The 17,353-nt window shown below is 55.5% G+C and carries 19 protein-coding genes; 15 read left to right on the forward strand and 4 right to left on the reverse strand.

Annotated features, from left to right (window positions below; translation table 11 throughout):
- Nucleotides 1–8: 8 nt before the first annotated feature.
- Genes Ga0123462_RS00215 through Ga0123462_RS00235 form a run of 5 tightly spaced genes read left to right on the forward strand, consistent with a single transcriptional unit; the run spans nucleotide 9 to nucleotide 5,022 of the window.
- The gene (locus Ga0123462_RS00215; protein WP_232726468.1) at nucleotides 9–1,685 is read left to right on the forward strand and encodes a cytochrome c biogenesis protein ResB; all 1,677 of its coding nucleotides are present in this window, start codon (nucleotides 9–11) and stop codon (nucleotides 1,683–1,685) included.
- A gap of 53 nt (nucleotides 1,686–1,738) precedes the next feature.
- Nucleotides 1,739–2,980, forward strand: coding sequence for a c-type cytochrome biogenesis protein CcsB (gene ccsB, locus Ga0123462_RS00220; protein ID WP_100264459.1), 1,242 nt, complete (start codon nucleotides 1,739–1,741; stop codon nucleotides 2,978–2,980).
- Between the two features lie 56 nt (nucleotides 2,981–3,036).
- The gene (gene galU, locus Ga0123462_RS00225; protein ID WP_100264460.1) at nucleotides 3,037–3,900 is read left to right on the forward strand and encodes a UTP--glucose-1-phosphate uridylyltransferase GalU; all 864 of its coding nucleotides are present in this window, start codon (nucleotides 3,037–3,039) and stop codon (nucleotides 3,898–3,900) included.
- Complete coding sequence (gene tsaB, locus Ga0123462_RS00230; protein WP_100264461.1) at nucleotides 3,897–4,553, forward strand: tRNA (adenosine(37)-N6)-threonylcarbamoyltransferase complex dimerization subunit type 1 TsaB; 657 nt, start codon at nucleotides 3,897–3,899, stop codon at nucleotides 4,551–4,553. Before galU ends, tsaB begins: the two co-directional genes overlap by 4 nt.
- Entirely contained in the window at nucleotides 4,546–5,022 is a 477-nt protein-coding gene (locus Ga0123462_RS00235; RefSeq protein WP_100264462.1) for a low molecular weight protein-tyrosine-phosphatase, read from the forward strand. The genes tsaB and Ga0123462_RS00235 overlap by 8 nt, the downstream gene beginning before the upstream one ends.
- Here Ga0123462_RS00235 and Ga0123462_RS00240 read toward each other — a convergent pair.
- The 4 genes from Ga0123462_RS00240 to xseB are packed head-to-tail and all read right to left on the reverse strand — an operon-like array spanning nucleotide 5,019 to nucleotide 8,685.
- On the reverse strand, nucleotides 5,019–5,774 hold the full coding sequence (locus tag Ga0123462_RS00240; protein WP_100264463.1) for a TlyA family RNA methyltransferase: 756 nt from the start codon (nucleotides 5,772–5,774) through the stop codon (nucleotides 5,019–5,021). The genes Ga0123462_RS00235 and Ga0123462_RS00240 overlap by 4 nt on opposite strands.
- A 3-nt stretch (nucleotides 5,775–5,777) precedes the next feature.
- Nucleotides 5,778–7,634 (reverse strand): 1-deoxy-D-xylulose-5-phosphate synthase, encoded by a 1,857-nt coding sequence (gene dxs, locus Ga0123462_RS00245; protein ID WP_100264464.1) that lies wholly within the window; start codon nucleotides 7,632–7,634, stop codon nucleotides 5,778–5,780.
- Nucleotides 7,634–8,524: a polyprenyl synthetase family protein gene (locus tag Ga0123462_RS00250; protein ID WP_100264465.1), complete on the reverse strand. Its 891-nt coding sequence runs from the start codon at nucleotides 8,522–8,524 to the stop codon at nucleotides 7,634–7,636. Before Ga0123462_RS00250 ends, dxs begins: the two co-directional genes overlap by 1 nt.
- On the reverse strand, nucleotides 8,524–8,685 hold the full coding sequence (gene xseB, locus Ga0123462_RS00255; RefSeq protein ID WP_232726710.1) for an exodeoxyribonuclease VII small subunit: 162 nt from the start codon (nucleotides 8,683–8,685) through the stop codon (nucleotides 8,524–8,526). The genes Ga0123462_RS00250 and xseB overlap by 1 nt, the downstream gene beginning before the upstream one ends.
- 145 nt (nucleotides 8,686–8,830) lie before the next feature.
- On the opposite strand from xseB, the gene lipB reads away from it, so the two are divergent.
- The 10 genes from lipB (at nucleotide 8,831) to sufT (ending at nucleotide 17,348) form a co-directional block, all read left to right on the forward strand.
- The gene (lipB, locus tag Ga0123462_RS00260) at nucleotides 8,831–9,439 is read left to right on the forward strand and encodes a lipoyl(octanoyl) transferase LipB (protein ID WP_100264467.1); all 609 of its coding nucleotides are present in this window, start codon (nucleotides 8,831–8,833) and stop codon (nucleotides 9,437–9,439) included.
- Between the two features lie 228 nt (nucleotides 9,440–9,667).
- Entirely contained in the window at nucleotides 9,668–10,780 is a 1,113-nt protein-coding gene (locus Ga0123462_RS00265) for a carbohydrate porin (RefSeq protein ID WP_100264468.1), read from the forward strand.
- Between the two features lie 111 nt (nucleotides 10,781–10,891).
- Complete coding sequence (locus Ga0123462_RS00270; RefSeq protein ID WP_100264469.1) at nucleotides 10,892–11,089, forward strand: hypothetical protein; 198 nt, start codon at nucleotides 10,892–10,894, stop codon at nucleotides 11,087–11,089.
- 99 nt (nucleotides 11,090–11,188) lie between these two features.
- On the forward strand, nucleotides 11,189–11,644 hold the full coding sequence (locus tag Ga0123462_RS00275) for an SUF system Fe-S cluster assembly regulator (protein WP_100264470.1): 456 nt from the start codon (nucleotides 11,189–11,191) through the stop codon (nucleotides 11,642–11,644).
- Nucleotides 11,644–13,098, forward strand: a complete 1,455-nt coding sequence (gene sufB, locus Ga0123462_RS00280) for a Fe-S cluster assembly protein SufB (protein ID WP_100264471.1) — start codon at nucleotides 11,644–11,646, stop codon at nucleotides 13,096–13,098. Before Ga0123462_RS00275 ends, sufB begins: the two co-directional genes overlap by 1 nt.
- A gap of 12 nt (nucleotides 13,099–13,110) precedes the next feature.
- Complete coding sequence (gene sufC / locus Ga0123462_RS00285) at nucleotides 13,111–13,863, forward strand: Fe-S cluster assembly ATPase SufC (protein WP_100264472.1); 753 nt, start codon at nucleotides 13,111–13,113, stop codon at nucleotides 13,861–13,863.
- Nucleotides 13,860–15,110, forward strand: coding sequence for a Fe-S cluster assembly protein SufD (gene sufD, locus Ga0123462_RS00290; RefSeq protein WP_100264473.1), 1,251 nt, complete (start codon nucleotides 13,860–13,862; stop codon nucleotides 15,108–15,110). The genes sufC and sufD overlap by 4 nt, the downstream gene beginning before the upstream one ends.
- Nucleotides 15,107–16,327 carry an aminotransferase class V-fold PLP-dependent enzyme gene (locus tag Ga0123462_RS00295; protein ID WP_100264474.1) on the forward strand — a complete coding sequence of 407 codons (1,221 nt, stop codon included), beginning with the start codon at nucleotides 15,107–15,109 and terminating at the stop codon, nucleotides 16,325–16,327. The genes sufD and Ga0123462_RS00295 overlap by 4 nt, the downstream gene beginning before the upstream one ends.
- On the forward strand, nucleotides 16,327–16,782 hold the full coding sequence (gene sufU, locus Ga0123462_RS00300) for a Fe-S cluster assembly sulfur transfer protein SufU (RefSeq protein ID WP_100264475.1): 456 nt from the start codon (nucleotides 16,327–16,329) through the stop codon (nucleotides 16,780–16,782). The genes Ga0123462_RS00295 and sufU overlap by 1 nt, the downstream gene beginning before the upstream one ends.
- The gene (gene sufT / locus Ga0123462_RS00305; RefSeq protein ID WP_100264476.1) at nucleotides 16,779–17,348 is read left to right on the forward strand and encodes a putative Fe-S cluster assembly protein SufT; all 570 of its coding nucleotides are present in this window, start codon (nucleotides 16,779–16,781) and stop codon (nucleotides 17,346–17,348) included. The genes sufU and sufT overlap by 4 nt, the downstream gene beginning before the upstream one ends.
- Nucleotides 17,349–17,353: the final 5 nt, after the last annotated feature.

Raw genomic sequence — 17,353 nt, forward strand, 5'->3', positions numbered from 1 at the left:
ATGCCGCCATGAATTCATTCTCTGACTTTTTGAAATTGCTCTGGCAGCGGCTGGGTTCAATGTCGCTCGCAATTGTTCTCTTGATGGTACTCTCGATCGCATCGGTTATCGGTACGGTTCTGCTACAGAACCAGCAGCAGACCGATTACCTGCAGCAGTTCGGCCCCCTCTGGTATTGGGTGTTCCGCTCACTCGGCCTGTTCGACATGTATCACACATGGTGGTTCCTGACGCTGCTTGCTTTCCTGATGCTCTCGTTGACCGCCTGCCTCTGGCGCAACGTTCCGAAGATGCTCAAAGAGATGCGCAGCCGCAAGGTGACCATAAACGATCGTTCGCTGGGGCGCATGGAGCTTCTGCAGCAGTGGCAGCTAAAGGCGGATACTTCTGTCGATCAGCTGCAACAGACATTCCAGAAGCACCTGCATGGCTGGGAATTCAAAACGCAGGAGGAGAGCGGGGTACACTATGTCCGCGCCGATAAAGGGCGTAGACATAAGTGGGGTTATATCTCCGTGCATGCCGCGATCCTGGTTATTCTTGTTGGCGGATGGATAAGTGTGCAGTTCGGTTTTCGCGGCAACATGTCGGTGGCTGAGGGGGCAGTTGAGCAGGAGATATTCTTCCTGAAAGGTACTGCAACCGAAACACTTGATATGCCGTTTCAGGTGCGCTGTAACTCTTTCGAAATTGACTTCTTCCCGACAGGCGCACCGAAGGAGTTCCGCAGTAATCTGACCATTATCGATGAGGGCAAAGAGGTTCTTACCTCTGACATCATTGTGAACGAGCCTCTTTTCTATAAGGGTGTTTATATCTACCAGGCGAGCTTTGGCGACGGCGGCTCCGATGTTTACTTCAAGCTGTATCATATGAATGGCAGTGAAGAGACATCCTTCGTCAAAACCAAGGTTTATAATACCTGGAAGGATGAGGAGAGCGGCATCTCACTTGAGGTGACCGACTTCAGGCCATATAACGTGGAAAATGTCGCCCATGAGGGGCAGCCACGCAAATTCAAGGACATAGGCCCGTCAGTCGAGTTTGTCTTTCGCGGCCCCGGTATCAAGCCTGTGAAGGTGAAGGCCTACATGAATCCGTACATTGATGGCGATGGCCACAATCAGGGTTCCTGGCTGATGGTGTCACTCTCCGGCGACACCAAGGATTACCAGCCGGTAGCCCTTGGTCTCGATTTCACCAATCAAGATGAGTGGCGCCTGTTCAATGCCTTTGGCCGAAACCTTTCCCGACTTTCAGGGGAGCAGAATGAGAAAGAGAATTTCCAGGCATTCAAGGATGCCATGAAGGAAGTGTATGGCGACAATCCGCCAGAAAATGTGCAGAACATCGCCATGCGTGCAGTTCAGGCTATGAACCTGATTCCACAGCTTCCCTGGCCCGTTATTCCGATGCTTGAGGATTTTGAGCATGTCTATTACACCGGCCTGCAGCTGGCAAAAGACCCCGGAATGAATGTGGTTTGGGCCGGAAGCGCGATCCTGGTTATTGGTCTCTGCATCATGTTCTATGTGCCGCATCGCAAGCTGTGGCTGGTAATTCGCCAGAATGGCGATGCCACCGAAGTGCAGCTGGCCGGTAACACCAATCGTAATATGATGTCGTTTAAACAGACCTTTCACGATCTGTTCACAAAACTCGATGAAGATTTCCGCACCAACTGAATCTGCGCAAAACCTGCTGCGCCCTCTGAAGCGGACAATTAATAGGAGAACTCATGACTGCAACGACTGCTGAATCATCGATATGGGAAACACTAAATCAGGGGCGCTGGGCATTTGTCCGTTTCTACGCCTACATCGGACTGTCGCTCGGCATATCTGCCATGGCAATGTATGGACAGGGCGGTTACGACGAGGATGCCTTTCTCTATCAGATTCTCGGCAGTCAGGGCTTGATCTGGGGCGGAACCGGTATTCTTCTTGGCTGCGCAGTTGCGGCAGTTCTCTCTGCCATCAAGCCTGCACTGCTTAACGGTCGCGTTGCTCCCAATACCGTGCCCTGGCTGGACGGCTCACTGTTGATGGTCGTGCTGGCCGTTGTGGCCGCGCAGTTTGAGCCTGCAGCCGCACAGATTTCCTACGAAGACCAGTCCAACCTGATCGCTGCCAAGATCATCATGGCGATGAATGTTGTCTACATCTTCTCGGCTGTTGCCTATATCGCGTATCTTTTCGCTCCCGAGTCATTTATTGGTCGCGTGGCGACATGGTCTGCATGGTTTGCCACCTATGCTGGCGGAACCGCCCTGCTGCTGCGCTGGCACGAGTCATACCTGTTCGATATGGGGATGGGCCATGCTCCTGTATCCAATCTTTATGAAGTATTCATCCTGCTGTTCATGATCACGGCTGCCGTTTACCTCTCCTTTGAGCGTCGCTATCAGGCCAAAGCGATGGGCGCATTTGTGATGTTGCTGGTTTCTGCCGGCGTATTCTTCGGTATCTGGCTCGACTCGATTGGCCAGGGCGATATCAAGCCGCTGGTACCCGCCCTGCAGTCCTACTGGATGAAGATTCACGTGCCGATGAACTTTGTCGGTTACGGTGCCTTTGCGGTGGCATGTGGCGCCGGCATGGCCTATTTGCTGCGCCATCGGATTGAGGCCAACAACAGCAGTTCAAAAATGCTGAAGATTTTCCCGACACTCGAACAACTCGACCAGCTGGCCTACAAATCGGTTGCGGTCGGCTTCCCTGCTTTCACCCTGGCTACCATTCTTGGCGCCGTCTGGGCTGCTGAGGCCTGGGGTGGATACTGGTCATGGGATCCCAAAGAGACCTGGGCGCTGATCGTCTGGCTGGTTTACGGCGCCTACCTGCACGCCCGCGTTTCACATGGCTGGCACGGTAAGGCTCTGGCATGGTGGGCTGTGGCTGGATTCCTCGTAACCATATTCTGCTTCCTGGGTGTGAACATGTATCTTTCCGGATTGCACTCCTACGGCCGCCTAAGCTGATCGGCACAAAACTATGCTATGCTTGCGTAACAGTTTGAGTTGAGAGGGAGTCTTTCATGAAACCGTTGCGCAAAATTATCTTTCCGGCCGCCGGAATGGGCACGCGTTTTCTGCCTGCAACCAAGGCGAGCCCCAAAGAGATGCTTACCATTGTCGATAAACCTCTGATTCAGTACGGCGTTGAAGAGGCGCTTGCCGCAGGCATGGATGAGATCATCATGGTAACCGGACGCGGCAAACGCGCCATTGAGGATCATTTTGATATTTCGGCAGAGCTTGAAGCCAATCTGAAGGCTGCGGGTAAGAGTGATCTCTATCAGGAGGTCTCCCGTGTAGCGCGCATGGCGGAGGTGGTTTACCTGCGCCAGAAAGAGTCGCTGGGTCTGGGTCATGCTGTTCTATGTGCCAGCCACTGGGTAAGTGATGAGCCTTTCGGTGTGTCGCTAGCCGATGAGCTGATTATCCATGAGACAGGCGCTATGCAGCAGTTGCGCGAAGTGCATGAACAGACCGGTTGCTCAGTAATCGGCCTGATTCAGGTTGCTGAGAGTGACGTCTCAAAATACGGCATTGTCGCCTTTGAGGCCGAAGAGAACGGCTTGCTGCGCCTGACCGACATGGTCGAGAAGCCGGATGTTGATGAGGCACCATCGCACCTGGCAATGATTGGCCGTTATATCTTTACGCCGCGTCTGATGGATCTGCTTCAGGAGGTGAAGCCTGGCAAGGGTGGCGAGTTTCAGCTCACCGATGCAATTGCCATGCTGGCAAAAGAGGAGCCGGTCTACGGCGTCCTGCTCGAAGGACAGCGTTTTGATGCGGGCAATCCGGGCGGCTTTTTGCTGGCTAACGCCGTGCTCGGTCTGCAGCACCCCGAATATGGCGAATCACTGCGCCGGGCACTGAAAAAACAGCTGTGAATCAAGATTCGAATGTTCTTGCGCTGGATACGGCGTTCGGTGAGATATCGGCTGCTATCCACACGGCCAGGGGAGACTTTCTGGCAGCGATGCCTGCCGATCACGGTAAAACCCGTTCTGTCAGCATTATACCGATGCTTGACGGGCTCCTCTCCGAGGCAGGGCTGAGCTGGAAGGAGTTAGACCTTCTGTCGCTTGGTGCCGGGCCGGGATCATTTACAGGCCTGCGCATCGCGGCCGCCACTTTGGCCGGTATCAACAGCGGTATGAACTTGCCGATCCTGCATCTTTCATCGCTGGCGATTACTGCACGGCAGGCCGAAAGCAGCGATCCGATCTGGGTGCTGGAGGATGCGCGAGCCGGTGAAGCCTTTATCGGCCACTATCAGGCAGAAGTTGCACTGGATGAAGATCGTTGTCTGACCTGGGCCGAGGTGGCATCTGAGATAATACCGGGACTCTATGTCTGTCACAGTGAACCACAGGGGAGTTTAACCGGCTGGCAGCGACTGCCGCTTACGGTTTCTCGCGCCAAAGCTCTGCTGGCGGCAACACTGGCGGAAATGGACATGGCAAACGTCGCTATGCTGCCACGTTACCCCGATCCGGTTTATCTGCAACGTTCACAAGCGGAGAAGAATGTCCATGTCTGAAAGTAAGAAAGCGAAGGTGCTGTTTGTATGTCTCGGCAATATCTGCCGGTCGCCGCTGGCCGAGGTCGTGGTGAAAAGCGTAGCCAGGGAGCGGGGAATCGATCAGTTCCACTTCGAGTCGGCAGGCACTGGTAGCTGGCATGTCGGCGGCCCCGCCGATCCCCGTTCTGCCGCCAAGGCACAGGAGAAGGGGCTCGATCTCTCCGCCCATCGTGCGCAGCAGATCACGCCGCGCAATGTCGATAGCTGGGACTGGTTTGTCGCCATGGACAGCAGCAACCGTTCCGACCTGCTGCGTATGGGGGTGCCCGAATCTAGGCTGCTGATGATGCGACAGTTTGAGAACGATAGATTTATCCCGGATGTGCCGGACCCCTACTACGGCGGGCCTGACGGCTTCGAGGATGCCTACTGGATGCTCAAAGAGAACGCCGGCAAGCTGCTCGACCATCTGGAGGCGCAGGCCTAATTAAGCGGCGACCTCTTTTTTAATCCCAGCAGGTACTCGACATTGCCCTTGGGGCCGTGGATAGGCGATTCGGTGATGCCTATGATCTCTGTACTGTCCAACTCAGCTTCGACCATTGCTGTGACACGCGCTATCGCTGCCTGGCGATGCTCTTCTTCGCGGACTACGCCGCGATCAAGATATTTCGGCTCAACCTCGAACTGTGGCTTGATCAGTGCTACGCACCAGCCCCCGGCTTTCACGAATGGCCATGCGCAGGGCAGCACCTTGGTCAGGGAGATGAATGAGGTGTCGATCACCAGGGCATCAATCGGTTCCGGAATCAGTTCGGAGGTGAGTTTGCGAACATGCGTTTTTTCGAGATTGATCACACGCGCATCGTTCTGGAGTTTGTAGTGCAATTGGCCGTGGCCGACATCGACAGCGTAGACCTTTTCAGCGCCGTTCTGCAGCAGAACATCGGTAAAGCCGCCGGTTGAGGCCCCTACATCGAGACATATGGCGCCCTTGGGCGAAAAGGGGAAATCCTTGAGCGCCTTCTCAAGCTTCAGTCCGCCACGGGATACATAGGGAAGCAGCTCGCGCACCTCGATCTCGGCATCTTCGCGAAACTGCATGCCTGGCTTGTCTGCTTTCTGGCCGGCAACATAGACGAGCCCCGCCATAATCTGGCGGGAAGCAATATCTGCCGAATCACAGAGACCGCGTTCAAAAAGAATCTGATCCAGCCGCAATTTTCTGGCTTTTGCCAAGGCTCAGCAGCCTCGCAGCTGTTTGAGAATACCGTTCGCGTCCAGTTCGAGGTCGCGCAGGATCTCAGGCTGGGTGCCGTGGGCAGGGAATATATCGGGCATGGCAATGTGGACAAATGGCCCGCTCCAGCCGGACTTCAGGGCTAAAGCTGCGATCTCCTGACCAATGCCACCCTGTGCAACGCCCTCTTCGACTATTGCCAACAGCTTACCCTGCTGCAGATGCTTGAGAATGGCTTCGAGATCAAGCGGCTTGATAAAGCGCAGGTTTAACAGGGTCACTGCCTTGCCATCCTCCTGGCGCAATCTTTCGACAGCTGCCAGCGTATCACGCACGCGGGTACCGACGGCAATTACCAGGCCATCATTCCCGGCTTCGAGTATTTCAGCTTTGCCAACAGAGAGCGGCGCTGGCAGTTGAGAGATGTCTACACCGTAGCCGTTGCCGCGCGGGTAGCGAATGGCAACCGGGCCGTTGATCGTGGCAGAGGTGATGAGCATCGCCTTGAACTCTGCCTCATCCTTCGGCGCCATGACTGTCATGTTCGGCAGGTTTCGCATGAAGGCAATGTCGAACATGCCTGTGTGTGTTGCCCCGTCAGCACCGACGATGCCCGCACGATCCATGCAGAAGGTGACAGGCAGATTCTGGATGCAGATATCGTGAATGATCTGATCATAGGCGCGCTGCATAAAGGTTGAGTAGATCGCTACATAAGGGCGCTTGCCTGCAACCGCCAGACCACCGGCAAAGGTGACGGCATGCTGTTCTGCAATCCCGACATCAAAGCAGCGTTCCGGATGCCGTTTCTCAAAGCGGGAGACTCCCGTTCCAGCCGGCATGGCGGCAGTAATGGCGACAATTCGATCATCATGATCAGCCATGTCGGCAAGCGTGTCGCCGAACACCTGGGTGTAAGTGGGTGGTTTGCCGTTGCTCTTGTGCGGGATGCCGGTCTCGACACTGTAGGGGCCAAGGCCGTGCCATGTTTCAGGGTCTTCCTCAGCGGGCGAGAAGCCAAGGCCCTTCTTGGTGACCACATGCAGCAGTATCGGCCCATCCAGATACTTGCAGTTTGCAAGCGTCGGCAGCAGGTGGTCGAAATCGTGGCCATCGACCGGTCCGATATAGCGAAAGCCCATCTCCTCAAACAGTGTGCCGGGCGTGATCATGCCTTTAACATGTTCTTCCAGCCGTTTGGCTGCATCGAGAGCACCGGGCAGCTTTTCAAGAATACGTTTGGCGGTGTCTTTGGCCTGCGTATAGGGCTTGCCGGTAATGATACGGGCAAGATAAGAGGACATTGCTCCGACATTGGGCGCGATTGACATCTCATTGTCGTTGAGGATCACCAGCAGGCGCTTGTTGTGGGCACCGGCATGGTTGAGTGCTTCGAATGCCATGCCTCCAGTCAGGGCGCCGTCACCGATGACTGCGATGACATTATAATGCTCATTGTTCAGGTCGCGGCCCGCAGCAATGCCGTAGGCCGCTGAGATCGAGGTGGAAGCATGACCGGCGCCAAAAGGGTCGTGCTCGGATTCGGCGCGCTTGGTGAAACCGCAGAGGCCGCCGTACTGGCGAATGCTTGGCATACGGTCTAGGCGGCCGGTAAGGATCTTGTGCGGATAAGCCTGATGGCCAACATCCCAGACGATCTTGTCGCGGGGTGAGTCAAACAGGTAATGCAGCGCGATGGTAAGTTCGACCACACCGAGTCCTGCACCGAGATGGCCTCCGATAGGGGCCAGTGTTTCGATCAGGTAGTGGCGCATCTCTTTGGCAAGCGTTGGCAGTTGCTCGGGGTAGAGCGCTTTGAGGTCAGCCGTGCCGTGGATTCTGCTCAGGAGTTCTTGCATTAGCTGTCACGCTCCAGGATATAGTTGGCCAGCGCCTTCAGTTGTGCGCCATCACTATCAAATAGTTCGCAGGCATTGATGGCGATCTCTCGCATCTCCTCTGCAAGCTCCCTGGCCTGCTTCAGGCCTAGCAGCGACACATAGGTCGCCTTGTTTTGTGCTTCATCTTTGCCGGCACTTTTGCCAAGTGCAACGGAACTGGCCGTAACATCAAGGATATCATCGGCAATCTGGAATAGAAGCCCTGTCGCCTTACCGTAACGGGAGCAGGCATCGAACTGGGCACTGCTCGCGCCGGCTAATAGAGCCCCTGCTTCGCAGCACCAGCGCAGCAGTGCCCCGGTTTTGTGCAGGTGGATACGCTCAATAGCCAGAAGATCAATGCCGGAGCTGTCAATTTCACTCTGGATGTCGAGCATCTGACCGCCGACCATGCCCTGGGCACCAGATGCAATGGCCAGGGTGCGAATCAGTTCGCAACGCAGTTCGGCGGGAGACGATGGCGTGGCCAGAAGCTCAAAGGCGAGCGTCTGGAGGGCATCGGCGGCAAGTACTGCAGTTGCCTCGTCGAATTTAGTATGACAGGTCGGATTGCCGCGCCGAAGATCATCATCGTCCATGCAGGGAAGGTCATCATGAATCAGCGAATAGGTGTGAATGCACTCGATCGCCATGGCAGCCGGTAAGGCTGTGCCGATATCTTTTCCGCCGCAGGCGCGGAAGCATTCGATCACAAGGCCAGGCCGGATACGCTTTCCACCGCCAAGCAGGCTGTAGGACATTGCCTCAAACAAGCGCTCGGATACACCCGAGCCATGGGTTTTGAGCATGTCGGCCAGTGCCTTTTCCACATGCGCCGCATGGGAAGCGAGAAATTCCGGAGCCTGCATCAGCTGGCGTCTTCGCTGTTGCCCAGTACCTGCAGGCGCTGCTCGGCCTGATCCAGCAAGGCTTCGCAGCGACGGGAGAGTTTTACACCCTTCTCGAAAGCGGCCACGCTCTCTTCCAGCGGCAGTTCGCCGGACTCAAGCTTCTCGACCAGGCGGGTCATCTGCTCCAGAGCCTGTTCGAATGAGAGGTTGCTAATGTCTTTGTCGGTGCTCACAACTGGCCGCTCCTTTCCCCGGAAGGGGATTGCCGATTCTAGGAGCCTATCCCCCTTGGTCAATGCGTATAAGGCCGGCTAGGCTTCGAAGATGCAGATTATTCACCACGACAGGCAGGAATATACCGATTCTGTCTCCGAGCAGGAGGCCCTGGTGGCCGCCGTGCTGGCCGGTAAGGCGGAACCATCGCTGATTCTTACTGAGCATGCACCGGTCTATACTATCGGCACCTCAGGCTCGGAGCGCGATGTGCTGGCCTGCGAAATTGACGGTGAGAAAATAGCGGTGTTCCCGACCGGACGTGGCGGCGAAGTCACCTACCATGGCCCAGGCCAACTGGTCTGTTATGTGATTGCCGATTTGCGCCGAAGGCAGGATCTTCATAAACATGTCTGGCGTCTGGAAGAGATGGTGATTCGCACACTGGCCGATTTTGCTATCGAGGGTGAGCGCAGCGAGCGCGGTATTGGCGTCTGGGTTGAGGGCAAAAAAATTGCCGCTGTCGGTGTGCGCTGCAGAAAGTGGATCACGTATCACGGCATAGCGCTGAACATCAACCCTAACCTCAAACACTTTTCAGGCATTGTCGCCTGCGGCATGGCGGATAGCCCTGTTACATCGATGTGGCAGCTGGGCGCTGAAGTCAGCCGTGAGGCGGTCGAACAACATATCCGCCGACACAGCTCAATTTTTTCTTAACTCCAGTGATAAATTGATTACATTTCGGGGCTTCGAAAAGAACACCCATGAAGTAAGTGTGAAGATATAAGGACTTTGACTGGAAACATGCAGGTGATCTTCTTGACAGGTGGCCTGCCGGTGCATGGGTAAATATGCGGCACCGGGTGATCATAATTTTTATTAAGGTGTTGCCAGTGTCCTCAATCTGGTAGTCAATGCCGATCCCGGCTCAGGAGCAGTTGTCTTATGAATTCAAACATGAAAAAGCATGGTCTGGCCTGCCTGATTATCGCCTGTTTTGCTGCCGCTCCTGCTTTGGCTGAAGATGGCGATAGCGCCATTACAGCAGAGCTCAGCTATATCGCCGAGAGTGTGCGCAATTTCTCCGGCGGATTGCAGAAAGGGGTGAAAAATGAAGCGGCGGGCACCCTGGCTGCAACTGTTGATCTTGAAAAGGCTGCCGGCTGGAGTGGCGCAACGGCTTATGTTGAGTTCATCGTCAACCACGGAAGAGATCCCAGTGGTTCACTTATCGGCGACTTCCAGACAGCCAGTAACATTGCCGACGGCAACCGCACGCGACTGCAGCAGGCATGGATAGAACAGCGATTCCTGGATGATATGGTTGCAGTTCTGGTTGGCGCACATGATTTGAATTCCGAATTTTATGTCTCCGAGTATGGCGGGCTTTTCACCAACTCATCATTCGGCATCGGTCCGGAAATCAGTGGTAATGTAGGTACTTCGCTGTGGCCTGAGGCGGGGCTGGCTTCCCGGGTCGCTATTCAGCTGGATGATCAGGCATCTTTTCGTGTTGCCGGCTATGACGGTGACCCTGCAACGCGCGGCCTGAGTGCTGCAGAGGGCTATGTGTATATAGCTGAAGCGGCCTATGCCACTGCAGGAGGAGCCTACAAAATCGGTGCCTGGAGGCACACCAAGGCCCCAGTGCAGGGCGGAGGTGCCGGCCTGGCGGGCGGTTACATTGTGATCGATCAACCCTTGATGGAGTGGGGCGGGGGTGAGCTCGGCATGTTCCTGCAGTACGGCCTTGCACAGCGCTCTGCTGAAAGTATCAAGAATTATATAGGGGGCGGCTTGCATATCAGCGGCCTGATTCCGGGGCGCGGCGATGATGAAGCCGGCATTGCTGTGGCGAGGGCTGATTTTTCCAGTAATTACAGGACGATCAATCCCGGCTTCAAAAAAGCAGAGACTGTTATCGAGCTGACCTATCGAGCCCAGTTATTTGACTGGCTGGCTATCCAGCCGGCTTTCCAGTATATCATTTCACCCTCAGGTGATCCCGCACTGGCTAACGCAAAAGTTGGTATCCTGCGAGCTGAAATAGGGATTTAGCCACCCCCTTCTCTTTCTCACGGGCGCGTCACGGGTTTGCCATATTGCTGACATAGCGGTGCCACACTTCTTTCCATTATTCGCATCAACTTGATTGAAAAGGAGATAAGTATGGCTCCCCTAACACTGGACCCATCTTCTGCACGCTATGAATTCATGAAATGGGTCAGCGAGCGCAATGCGCATATTCCGGTTACCGAGCTGGAGTTTTTGATCTGTTTCTCTCCGCTTGGCCCCGACGATGAGGATGACTGGGATGAGGACAACTGGCGTTATGGCGCCACTGTTTTTTTCATGCTTTCTGAATAACCCTAAATCATACTATATTGTTCCGGTTTATAAACCGGACTAGAATGGTCGCCTTTAAATCGGAGCGCTCTGTTTGCAAGTCGCTCTATAGAGGTGGCCATGCTCAGACTGACCAAATTGACGGACTACGGCATCCTTCTGATGACGCATATGGCGGCATCAAGCCAGGAGCGTTTCACCGCGGGCGAACTTGCCGAGATTACCCGCATTCCGTCCCCCACTGTCAGCAAAATCCTGCAGATGCTGCTGCATGAAGGGCTGCTTGATTCCACCCGTGGCGCCAAAGGCGGATATCGACTTACCCGCCCATCCACTGACATCAACGTGCGCGACATCATCAATGTGTTTGAAGGTTCAATTGCGCTGACCGAGTGCAACCTCGATAACAGTTCATGTGATCAGCATGATGTCTGCTCCACCAGCAACAACTGGAAGCGGATCAACCAGGCGGTGCGTCAGGCGTTGCAGGATATATCTCTGGCAGACATGACCGAGCAGGATTTCGTGCCCATCTTCCGCCTGCAGCGTGGCATTGCCATCTCGAAGGTGCACTGATGAGTGACATTAAGCAGGAGCGCAAACCGGAAGAGTTTACAGGCCGCGAATATGAGGCGGGCTTCGTTACCGATATCGAGGCGGACACCCTGCCGCCGGGGCTGAACGAGGATGTGATTCGCCATATCTCCATGATGAAAGAGGAGCCCGAATGGCTGCTCAACTGGAGGCTTGAGGCATTCCGCCACTGGCAGACCATGACCGAGCCGCACTGGGCGCATGTGAGCTATCCAGCGATCGACTACCAGGCCGTATCCTATTACTCCGCGCCGAAATCGAAGAAGGATGGCCCCAAGAGCCTCGATGAGGTTGACCCCAAGCTTCTGGAGACCTATGCCAAGCTCGGTATTCCGCTGCGAGAGCAGGAGATGCTGGCCGGCGTTGCAGTCGATGCGGTGTTCGATTCGGTCTCAGTAGCAACCACCTTCAAAGGCAAATTAAAGGAGGCGGGTGTAATCTTCTGCCCGATCTCCGAGGCCGTTCGTGACTATCCTGAACTGGTGCAGAAGTACCTTGGCACCGTGGTTCCGACCGGTGACAACTATTTTGCCGCGCTCAACTCGGCAGTGTTTACCGATGGCTCGTTCGTATACATCCCGAAAGGGGTGCGTTGCCCGATGGAGCTTTCGACCTATTTCCGCATCAATGCAATGAATACAGGCCAGTTCGAGCGTACGCTGATCATTGCAGATGAGGGTTCGTATGTATCATACCTGGAGGGGTGCACAGCACCGCAGCGCGACGAGAACCAGCTGCATGCTGCGGTCGTTGAACTCGTGGCACTCGATGATGCGCAGATCAAGTATTCGACAGTGCAGAACTGGTATCCGGGCGATGAAAACGGCGTGGGCGGTATTTACAACTTCGTCACCAAGCGGGCCGATTGCCGTGGCCATCGCTCCAAGGTGAGCTGGACGCAGGTGGAGACAGGAAGTGCCATCACATGGAAATATCCGAGCTGCGTGCTGCAAGGCGATCACTCGGTTGGCGAGTTCTACTCCGTGGCCTTGACCAAGATGTGCCAGCAGGCAGATACCGGCACCAAGATGATTCATCTTGGAAAAAACACCAGAAGTACGATCGTCTCCAAGGGCATCTCTGCTGGGCGCGGTAACCAGTCCTATCGAGGTCTGGTTCGCATCGGCAAGGATGCCGAGAACGCTCGCAACTACACCCAGTGTGACTCGCTTTTGATTGGCGACAAATGCGGAGCGCACACCTTTCCCTATGTCGAAGTGAAGAATGCAACAGCAACGATGGAGCATGAAGCTACCACCTCAAAGATCGGAGAGGATCAGCTCTTCTACTGTCAGAGCCGCGGCATCTCTGAAGAGGATGCCGTCAACATGATCGTCAACGGCTTCTGCAAGGATGTGTTTAACGAATTGCCGATGGAGTTCGCCGTTGAAGCGAACCGGCTGATGGAAGTGAGCCTAGAAGGCGCAGTGGGATAACAAGGAATGAACATGATCAAAATAGAGAATTTACACGCATCAGTGGGCGGCAAGGAGATCCTCAAGGGGATTAACCTGGAGATCGGTGCCGGTGAAGTGCACGCCATCATGGGGCCGAACGGTTCCGGAAAATCGACCCTCTCCAATGTGATAGCCGGCCGTGATGGCTACGAAGTCACCCAGGGCACGATCACCTATAAGGGCAAGAACCTTCTGGAAATGAATCCGGAAGAGCGCGCCTGGGAGGGCGTGTTTCTCGCCTTCCAGTATCCGGTCGAGATTCCCGGCGTGAACAACACCTATCTGCTCAAGGCGGGCGTTAATGCCAAGCGCAAGCATCAGGGTGAACAGGAGCTCGATGCGATCGATTTCATGCAGCTGGTGAAAGCGAAGGCAAAACTGGTCGAGCTCGATCAGTCATTCCTGTCACGCGGCGTGAATGAGGGTTTCTCCGGCGGTGAAAAGAAACGTAACGAGATTTTCCAGATGGCAGTGCTTGAGCCATCACTGGCGCTGCTCGACGAAACCGATTCTGGGCTTGATATCGATGCCCTGCGTATTGTCGCCAAGGGTGTGAATACGTTGCGTGCGGCAGATCGCTCGATTGTTATGGTGACGCATTATCAGCGCCTGCTCGACTACATTAAACCGGATGTCGTGCACGTGCTGGCAGACGGTAAAATCCTCAAGACCGGCGATGCCTCTCTGGCGCTGGAGCTGGAAGAGCGCGGATATGACTGGGTTCGCGAAGAGGCTGCTGCATGAGCAGTGTGTTGAATGCAATCCGAGAATCGGCTTGGCGGGCTTTTGCATCCGACGGGATGCCCTCTAGCCGCGATGAGGACTGGAAATATACCGACCTGTCACGCATCACAGCGGTACAGGGCGATTTGTGGTGGGAGTCTGCAGGCAAAGCCGTTGTCGATGCCGATAGCGTTACCATTCCCGGTCTTGATGCCTACCGTCTGGTGATCTGCAACGGCGTGGTCGATCTTGGCGCATCTGTAATCCCGGATGCGATCACCATTACCCCGCTGGCATCGCTGCTGCAGGATGATCCCGATGCGGTCGTTGAATTGATGCTGGATGATCGTGATGCACCGTTTGCCAGTGGCATTACCGCCTTGAACAGCGCCAGAGCATCAGATGGCTGCTGTATCTGTGTGCCCGACAGCCTGAAGCTGGACAGGCCGATCCATATTCTGCATCTGAGCAGTGGCGGTGCATCACATACCAGAACCGGCATCACTGTCGGCAGCTACGCCGAAGTTGAGATCATCGAACATTTTGCCGGCAGTGACGTTGCAGAAGGTGTGACCAACAGTGTAACGGCGATCCGTCTGGCTGCCGGGGCCAAATGTGAGCATTATCGCCTGCAGCTTGAAGGTGCCAAACAGTGGCATCTCGGGCGTGTCGAGGTGAATCAGAAGCGTGACTCAAACTACACCATGCATGCAGTCGAGCTGGGTTCGCAGCTCTCCCGCGTCGATGTAGTGAATGATCTTAACGAGCCCGGTGCCGAGAGCGAGCTTAATGGCCTGTTCGTGCTCTCCGGTCGCCAGCATGTCGATCACCACACCCGTATTGCACACGAGGTGCCGCACTGTCGAAGCCGCGAGAACTATCGCACTGTGCTTGATGGACGTTCGCACGGCGTATTCAACGGCAAGGTGGTGGTGGCCGAAGGGGCGATCAAGACCGACTCGGCACAATCCAATGCCAACCTGCTGCTTTCGAACCGTGCCGAGATCGATACCAAGCCGGAGCTTGAGATCTACAACGATGATGTGAAGTGCGCGCATGGTGCGACGGTGGGCCAGCTGGACAAGAACCAGCTCTTCTATCTGAAATCGCGCGGGCTTTCAGAGGAAGAGGCGAAACAGCTGCTTACGTTCGCTTTTGCCGATGCGATTCTGGCCAGAATGGGCAGCGATTCCGTGCGCCGCTATATCGAGCGCGCCGCGTTTGCCAAGTTGCCCAATATCTCCGGCCTTGAGGGGTTACTGGTATGACGATCGATATCCACTCAGTGCGCGCCGATTTTCCGATTCTGGATCAGCAGGTTTATGGCAGGCCGCTGGCCTACCTCGATAATGCTGCGACGACCCAGAAGCCGCAGTGTGTAATTGATGCGATCACGAATTATTACACCCGCGACAATGCCAATGTGCACCGCGGCGTGCATGCGCTATCCGAGCGCGCAACCGCTGCCTACGAGGGGGCGCGGAAGAAGATTGCCGATTTCTTCAATGCAAAAAGCGTGCGCGAGGTGGTTTTCACGCGTGGAACCACCGAGGCGATCAATCTGGTGGCGCACAGCTGGGGCGGCGTCAATGTGCGTCATGGCGACGAGGTACTGATTACCCACATGGAGCACCACTCCAACATCGTGCCGTGGCAGATGCTTTGCGACCATGTCGGGGCAACGCTCAAGGTTCTCCCTATCAACGAGAAGGGCGAGCTGATCATGGAGGCGCTCGACGAGATGCTCTCCGGCCGCACGAAACTGGTGGGTGTTGTGCAGATGTCCAATGCGCTCGGCACGATCAACCCGGTGGCCGAAATCATTGAGCGGGCTCACGCTGTGGGTGCAAAGGTGCTGGTGGACGGGGCACAGGCGGCGGCACATATTGCCGTGGACGTGCAGGCACTCGACTGCGACTTTTATGTCACCAGTGCCCACAAGATGTACGGTCCGACCGGCATTGGCGTGCTGCTGGCCAAAGAGGGGTTGCTTGATGCCATGCCTCCCTATCAGGGCGGCGGCGACATGATCCGCATGGTCACCTTCGAGAAGACCGAGTTTAATGATCTCCCCTATAAGTTCGAGGCGGGAACACCGAACATCTCCGGCGCCATCGGATTTGGTGCGGCGATCGATTATATCAGTGAGATTGGATTCGATGCGATCCATGCGCGAGAGAAAGAGCTGCTCGCCTACGCCACTTCCCAGGCAGAGGCATTTAAAGGATTGCGTCTGATCGGCACGGCGAAAGAGAAGGCGTGTGTATTATCCTTTGTGCTCGAAGGCGTGCATCCGCATGACCTCGGTACTATTCTTGATCGTGAGGGGGTGGCAATCCGCGCCGGCCACCACTGCGCCATGCCGGTGATGCAGTTTTTCAAAGTTCCGGCCACTGCGCGTGCTTCATTCTCGATCTACAACAGCGAGGCCGAAGTGGATGCGCTCTTCACGGCCCTGAAAAAAGCGCAGGAGATTTTCGGCTAATGTTCGAGTTAAGGGATCTGTATCAGCAGGTGATCGTCGATCACAACAAGGCTCCGCGCAATTTCGGCAAACTGGAGCATTACAATCACGATGCCGACGGCTATAACCCGCTTTGCGGCGACAGGCTGCATGTCTATCTTAACATCAACGATGAGGGGATTATTGATGGAGTCTCCTTCGAAGGGGAAGGCTGCGCCATTTCGGTCGCTTCTGCATCGCTGATGACCGAGACGCTGAAAGGCACGCCTGTTGCTGAGTTCAAAGAGAAGTTCGACACGTTCCAGCATATGGTAACAGCCGATCTTTCCGAGGAGCCGGATACCGAGAAGCTAGGCAAGCTGGCTGTGCTCTCCGGCGTGCGCGAATTCCCCAGTCGCATCAAGTGCGCCGTACTCTGCTGGCACACGATGAAGTCGGCGGTTGAGGACTCCAGCGAGGTGGCGAGGACAGAATGAACAGAGCGGGCGATATGATTACAACCACACGCGATGTCGATGCAGTGCTGATTCCCCTCGGCACGCCCGTGACTATTCCTGCGGGAGCGCTGGTGCTGATCACCCAGGAGCTCGGAGGCTCATATACTGTCAGCGTATCCGGCAATCTGGCCCGCATCGAAGGCAAGGATGCTGATGCCCTGGGCTTTGGTGCAGCAGAGGGTGAGGAAAAAGAGGCTGCCGCCGAAGAGAAAAAAGAGGTGACGACAGGACCCGTCGATGAACAGCAGATATGGGATGTACTGCGAACCTGTTATGATCCGGAGATTCCGGTCAATATCGTTGATCTTGGGCTTGTTTATGATGTGCATGTGGTTGAGACCGACGAGGGTGGTAACCATGTCGATATCGTCATGACGCTGACTGCGCCCGGCTGCGGCATGGGCCCATTCATTGTCGATGATGTAAGGCAGAAGGCACTTTCGGTAGATCATGTCAGCGATGTCGAGGTGGAGCTGGTGTTCGAGCCGGCCTGGGACCGATCGATGATGTCCGATGAAGCACGCCTGCAACTGGGCATGTTCTAAAGCAC

Source organism: Mariprofundus ferrinatatus, assembly GCF_002795825.1.
In the GTDB taxonomy this organism is placed as follows: domain Bacteria; phylum Pseudomonadota; class Zetaproteobacteria; order Mariprofundales; family Mariprofundaceae; genus Mariprofundus; species Mariprofundus ferrinatatus.